Genomic DNA, 4,271 nt, shown 5'->3' with positions numbered 1-4,271 from the left:
TCCGGATCGATCGCGTCCGGCCCGCTCGTGTGGCGCGGGTCGGGCGAGACCCCGCACCTGAGCGCCATCAGGGCGAGCAGGTCGGGGAACCCCCAGGCGCCCTCGGGATCGATTCCGATCAGCACGCGCGGATCCCGGGCCGCGAACAGCCGGTAACTGCGCAGGCTCTCCTCCCGCGAGGTCGCCACCACCCCGGCCAGCCCGGCGGCCACCAGGTGCGCGCGGAGACGGGCGGGGGACGACACGGATGCGATGGTGGCCCATCGGGGCCGGCCGCGGGGCGGAAACGGCGGTATTCGCGCGGATGGCCCAACGACGGCCCGCGTGGGGGTGCCGTCGGACCGGGCGACGCTACGGCAGCAGGCCCCGGAGCGGGAACACCGCCCGGCGGGTGGCCAGTACGGCCTGGTCGATCCGGTCGGCGGGGTCGTAACCCGCCTCCCAGTCGCCGTACGACACCGGCCACCGCCCGTCCGTCATCCGCTGCGGCCCCAGCTGCCGGGTCCGCGCGAACACGTCCCGCCGCCAGCCCTCGGGGATCTCCGTCTCCGGCGCGACCGGCCGGCCCGCCACGATCCCCACCAGGTGCGTCCAGGAGCGCGGTACGACGTCGACGACCGCGTAACCGCCCCCGCCGAGGGCGACCCACTTGCCGTCCGCGTACGCGTGCGCCAGCTCGTGGCACGCCAGCTGCACCGCCCGCTGCGCGTCCAGCGAGACGGCCAGGTGCGCGAGCGGGTCCTCGAAGTGGGTGTCGGCGCCGTGCTGGGAGACCAGCACCTGAGGCCGGAAGCCGGCGAGCAGCTCCGGCACCACGGCGTGGAACGCCCGCAGCCACCCCGCGTCCCCCGTGCCGGCGGGCAGCGCCACGTTCACCGCGGTGCCCTCCCCCGCGCCCGCGCCCGTCTCCTGCGGCCACCCGGTCCCCGGGAACAGCGTGCCGGGGTGCTCGTGCAGCGAGATCGTCAGCACCCGCGGGTCCTCCCAGAACGCGGCCTGCACCCCGTCCCCGTGGTGCACGTCGACGTCCACGTAGGCGACCCGCTCCGCGCCCAGCTCCAGCAGCCGCGCGATCGCGAGCGCCGCGTCGTTGTACACGCAGAACCCCGACGCGCCGCCCGGCATCGCGTGGTGCAGCCCGCCCGCGAAGTTCACCGCGTGCTCGGCGTCCCCCCGCCACACCGCCTCGGCGGCCCCCACCGACTGGCCCGCGATCAGCGCGGACACCTCGTGCATCCCGGCGAACGCCGGATCGTCGAGCGTGCCGAGCCCGTACGACCCGTCGGCCCCCGCCGGGTCCGCCGACGCCGCCTTCACCGCGTCGATGTAGTCCTCCCGGTGGACCAGCTTCAGCGTCGACTCGCCGGCCGGTCTGGCCGCGACGACCGCCAGTTCCCGGTCGAGCCCCAAGGCACCGACCAGCCGGCGGGTCAACTCCAGCCGGACCGGATCCATCGGATGGCTCGGACCGAAGTCATAGCCCGTTACTGCCTCGTCCCACATCAGCTGTGCGCGGCCGCTCATGCACGCCACCGTATCGGTCCGGTTGAGCCGCGAACGACCTGGCGTACCCCAGGGTCACCAGTACCAACACCATCGGCACGAGCATCGCGCCCCGGTAGCTCCAGGCGTCCCCCAGGGCCCCCACCAACGGCGAACCGATCAGGAAACCCACGTAGTTGAAGATGTTCAGCCGCGCGATCGCCGCGTCCGAGGCCCCCGGCCCATCCTCCTCGAAAGCGCGCCGCCCGGCCGCCGCGAAAGTCTGCGGCACCAGCACGCACAACCCCAGCCCCAGCAGCGTGAACCCGAGCATCCCCACCCACGGGCCGGGCGCCGACGCCACCACCGCGAACCCGCCGGCCGCGACCAGCCCCCCGAGCCGGACGACCGCCGGCGCCCCGAACCGCCGCACCCCGAGGTCCCCGACGGCCCGCCCGGCCAGCGTGGTCACCATGTACACGTTGTACGGCACGGTGGCGAGCTGCTCCGAGCCGCCCAGCACGTCCTTCAGGTACTTCGCGCTCCAGTTGGAGACGGTGGAGTCCCCGATGTAGGCGAACGTCATCACCAGGCAGAGCGGCAACAGCAGCCTGAAGCCGACGCCGCCGCCCGGGGCCTTGCGGACCGGCGCCGGCTCCCCGTCGACGTACCACCGGCTCCCCAGCAGCGCGGCCGGCAGCAGCACGGCCACCACCGGCAGGTACGACACCCACAGCGCGAGCCGCCAGTGTGCCCCGGCCCAGGCCAGCGAGGCCCCCACGATCCCGCCCAGGCTGTAGACGGCGTGGAAGCCCAGCATGATGCTGCGCCCATACGACCGCTGGAGGCTGACCCCGAGCATGTTCATGGACGCGTCCAGCGCGCCCACCGCCAGGCCGAACACGCCCAGCGCCACCGCCAGCACGGCCACCTGCCCGGATCCGCCCGCCCCGGCCCCCAGCAGGGCCAGCAGCACCACCGGCTGGGACCAGCGCAGCACCCGGCTCGGCCGGACCCGCCGCACCAGCCGCTCGGTGGCCACGCTGCCGGCCCCGGCGAGGACCGGTACGGCGGCCAGGAAGACGGGGAGCAGCGCGTCGGAGACGCCGTACCGGTCCTGGACCGCCGGGATGCGCGTCACCAGCAGGGCGAAGGCGGCGCCCTGCGCGAAGAAGGCGAACGCCAGCGAGGCCCTGCCGCGCCGCAGCACATCAGTCATGGCGGCGAGGGTAGGGCCCCGGGGTACTCGTGGGTAGATCCAGCCAAAGGTGAATTTCCCTCAGCTCTGTGGTGCCGCGGCCACATCAGGCCGCGACGGCCACCGCCGGACGCCCGGCCCGGCCGGCCTCCACCTCGGCCCTGAGCATGTGCTCCATCGGCCCGGCGGCCAGGCCACCGCTGAGCAGGAACCCGGTCACCATCGCCGCGACCATGACGACGGAGCCCAGCCACACCATGGTGTCCACCGGGACCGTGTAGGCGCCCACGACCCGCACCACGCACTCGGCCAGCAGGACCAGCCCCCACACCACGGAGAACACCCGCTCCCTGCGCCGGAAGGCGGCGGAATCGGCCGCGGACCCGGACGCCAGCCGCCGGAAGGCGGCTTCCCTGGCCGGGTCGCCCTTCACGAGGAACGGCTTCATGGCCTCGGTCATCATCGGCTTCCCCAGCCGGACGGAGACCAGGATGCCGACGGCCACCGTGCTGCTGACCGCGCTGTCCTTGGCGAGCATCAGCCGCGGGTCGCCGGAGACGAAACTCAGCAGCAGCGAGACGACGTTGACGGTGAGGATCAGGACGGCCAGCGCGTTGGTACGGCGCTCCTTCACCACACTCCACACGGTCCGCACCGCCGGTACGGCGCTGCTCCAGGCGAGCGCCGCGAAGGTGCTCATCCCGAAGGCTTCCTTGAAGAGGTAGTACGAGCCGAGCGGCACCGCCACATCGATCAGCAGTGGCTTGAAGTTGTCCAGCGCGCTCGGCGTGGCTTCCTGGTTCCCCGTGGTCTTCGTCATGCCCTCAGCATCGCCTTCGGGCGGGGTGCGGCAGTAGAAACGATCGTCCGCAGCTCCGCATGACAAATGTCAGCCCGGGCCCCGGACCCGGGTCACACCAGCAGGCCGGCCAACTCGCCCATGTCCGCGAACAGCCGCCCGGCGCCCGCGAGCCGCTCCGGCGGTGTCATCGCGGTGAACCCGTACACGTCCATCCCGGCCGCCACGGCCGCCTGGACGCCCAGCGGGGAGTCCTCCACGACCACGCACCGCCCGGGGGTCACTCCCATGCGCTCGGCCGCGTAGAGGAACAGGTCCGGCGCCGGCTTGCCCCGTCCGACGTCCTCGGAACTGAAGATCCGCCCGTCGGTGAACCACCGGTCGAGCCCGGTGGTGCGGTGGCCCACCCGTATCCGCTCGTGGCTCCCGGAGGAGGCCACGCAGTACGGCACCCCGTCCGCGGCCAGCTTCTCCAGGACGTCCGTCACCCCGGGCACGGGCCGCAACTCCCGCTCGAACGCGGCGAACACCCGCGCGTGGAAGACCTCGTCGAAGTCCTCCGGCAGCCGCCGGCCGGTGCGCTCCAGCACCAGATCGTGGACGCGGTGCATGGCTGAGCCCATGTAGTCGCGGATGGAGTCCTCGTACGACGTCGGGTGTCCGAGCTCGGTGAGATATCCGGCCAGGAGCCTGTTGGACAGGGGCTCGCTGTCCACGAGGACACCGTCGTTGTCGAAGATGACGAGGTCATAGCGCATACCGTCGACCCTAATGGACCCCGGCGAACGGGCC

The 4,271-nt window shown here is 73.0% G+C and carries 5 protein-coding genes; all 5 read right to left on the bottom strand.

Features of this window, described 5'->3' with window-relative positions:
• Window positions 1–245 (bottom strand): phosphatase (locus H5J33_RS25400; RefSeq protein ID WP_309485485.1); only part of this gene is annotated, 245 nt, incomplete at its 3' end.
• 106 nt (window positions 246–351) lie between these two features.
• Window positions 352–1,524, bottom strand: coding sequence for an acetoin utilization protein AcuC (locus H5J33_RS25395; protein ID WP_181797196.1), 1,173 nt, complete (start codon window positions 1,522–1,524; stop codon window positions 352–354).
• Window positions 1,475–2,701, bottom strand: a complete 1,227-nt coding sequence (locus H5J33_RS25390; protein ID WP_181797195.1) for an MFS transporter — start codon at window positions 2,699–2,701, stop codon at window positions 1,475–1,477. Before H5J33_RS25390 ends, H5J33_RS25395 begins: the two co-directional genes overlap by 50 nt.
• A gap of 85 nt (window positions 2,702–2,786) precedes the next feature.
• The gene (locus H5J33_RS25385; RefSeq protein ID WP_181797194.1) at window positions 2,787–3,500 is read right to left on the bottom strand and encodes a VC0807 family protein; all 714 of its coding nucleotides are present in this window, start codon (window positions 3,498–3,500) and stop codon (window positions 2,787–2,789) included.
• A 92-nt stretch (window positions 3,501–3,592) separates the two neighbouring features.
• Window positions 3,593–4,237, bottom strand: a complete 645-nt coding sequence (locus H5J33_RS25380) for an HAD family phosphatase (RefSeq protein ID WP_181797193.1) — start codon at window positions 4,235–4,237, stop codon at window positions 3,593–3,595.
• Window positions 4,238–4,271 lie beyond the last annotated feature (34 nt).

The sequence above is a fragment of the Streptomyces sp. WELS2 genome (genome assembly GCF_013870595.1).
In the GTDB taxonomy this organism is placed as follows: domain Bacteria; phylum Actinomycetota; class Actinomycetes; order Streptomycetales; family Streptomycetaceae; genus Streptomyces.
Note: the sequence above shows the minus strand (reverse complement) of the source record. Positions and strands in the feature narration are given on the sequence as shown.

What these genes read in the sequence shown, in the direction of transcription:
- H5J33_RS25385 (WP_181797194.1), bottom strand. Translation starts at nt 3,500, where the DNA reads ATGACGAAGACCACGGGGAACCAGGAAGCCACGCCGAGCGCGCTGGAC.
- H5J33_RS25380 (WP_181797193.1), bottom strand. Translation starts at nt 4,237, where the DNA reads ATGCGCTATGACCTCGTCATCTTCGACAACGACGGTGTCCTCGTGGAC.
- H5J33_RS25395 (WP_181797196.1), bottom strand. Translation starts at nt 1,524, where the DNA reads ATGAGCGGCCGCGCACAGCTGATGTGGGACGAGGCAGTAACGGGCTAT.
- H5J33_RS25390 (WP_181797195.1), bottom strand. Translation starts at nt 2,701, where the DNA reads ATGACTGATGTGCTGCGGCGCGGCAGGGCCTCGCTGGCGTTCGCCTTC.